We start from the raw sequence: 1,560 nt of genomic DNA, 5'->3' as shown, positions 1-1,560 counted from the left end.
CGCACATGGTGCAAAGCGCATAGCGCCCGCCGGTGCGTTGCAATTGATAGGCAGCGGTCAGCACCAGCCGCGCGCCGGACATGCCCAGCGGGTGGCCAAGCGCGATTGCTCCGCCATTAGGGTTAACATGGGGCGCATCATCCGCAACGCCAAGTTCGCGTAGCGTGGCGAGGCCCTGCGAGGCGAAGGCCTCGTTCAGCTCAATCACATCCATCTGATTTATGGTCAGGCCGGTGCGGGCCAGAACCTTGCGGGTGGCAGGCACCGGGCCGATGCCCATGATGCGCGGCTCAACCCCGGCGGCGGCCATGCCGACGATACGCGCCATGGGTTTCAAGCCGTTTTTGGCAGCGGCGACTTCATTCGCCATCAGAATCGCTGCGGCGCCGTCGTTGACGCCGGAGGCATTGCCTGCGGTCACGGTCTTGTCCGGCCCGTTGACGCCCTTGAGGCCGGAAAGCTTCTCGGCCGAGGTGCCGGGGCGGGGGTGCTCGTCGGTGTCCACAACGACAGGGTCGCCCTTGCGCTGAGGGATGGTGACCGGGGTGATCTCGTCGCTGAACAGGCCCATCTCATGCGCGGCGGCCCAGCGGGCCTGGCTGCGGGCGGCAAAGGCGTCCTGGTCTTCGCGGGAGATGCCATAGTCCTCAGCCACATTGTCAGCGGTCTGCGGCATCGAGTCAGTGCCGTAGAGCTTCTCCATCTTCGGGTTCACAAAGCGCCAGCCGATGGTGGTGTCATAGACCGCATTGGCACGGGTGAAGGCGCTGGCCGCCTTGGGCATTACGAAAGGCGCGCGCGACATGCTTTCGACGCCGCCGGCGATGGCCATGTCATAGTCGCCTGCCTTGATGCCGCGGGACGCCATGCCCACCGCATCCATTCCGCTCGCGCAGAGCCGGTTGATGGTGGTGCCGGGCACGGTGGCGGGCAGCCCCGCCAGCAGCGCCGCCATGCGGGCCACGTTGCGGTTGCTTTCGCCGGCCTGGTTGGCGTCGCCCAGGATCACGTCATCCAGGCTGCTCCAGTCCACATCCGGGTTCCGCGCGGCAAGCGCGGCAATCGGCAGGGCGGCGAGATCATCGGTACGCACCTGGCTCAGCGCGCCGCCGTAGCGGCCGATCGGGGTGCGGGTGGCATCGCAGATGAAAGCATCCATGGGTGTTCGCGTCTCCTGTGGCGGCGGCAGGATAAGCCGACCGTTGGGTCGGTATTACGCCGGAAGATGATTCGCGGCAAGTTAAATGTAACGAAAAAATACACTCATGTGAAATCGTGTAACGAGTTGGGCGGATTTCAACGGTTTCCCGATACCTGCCCTGTGATCCGGTTTTTGAAATCAGTGCAGAGCAGGACCTCGTTGAGGTAGCGTCTGCCCTGAACCTCAAAATGGGTCAGGCCCGCTTTTTCAAAGCCTTGGTTGAGATAGAAAGCGATGGCCCCTTTGTTTTCAGAGTTGGTAGCCAGCCACGGAGCGTCCCATCCGTTGGTGCAACACGCCTCAACCCCTGCGGCAAGTAAGGATTGCCCCAGGCCCTTCCCCTGGTGCCGGGGCTGAAC

General features: G+C 63.8%; 2 protein-coding genes. Both read right to left on the bottom strand.

All coding sequences use genetic code 11. The features are described 5' to 3' along the window. A partial coding sequence (pcaF, locus tag A2I95_RS36765) for a 3-oxoadipyl-CoA thiolase (protein WP_291737423.1) occupies positions 1-1,159 on the bottom strand: 1,159 nt, incomplete at its 3' end. A 137-nt stretch (positions 1,160-1,296) separates the two neighbouring features. Next, on the bottom strand, positions 1,297-1,560 hold a 264-nt coding region (locus A2I95_RS36760; RefSeq protein ID WP_291737422.1), incomplete at its 5' end, for a GNAT family N-acetyltransferase.

Source organism: Leisingera sp. F5 (assembly GCF_001593695.1).
The sequence above is the reverse complement of the archived record's forward strand: the minus strand, read 5'-3'. Positions and strand labels throughout refer to the sequence as shown.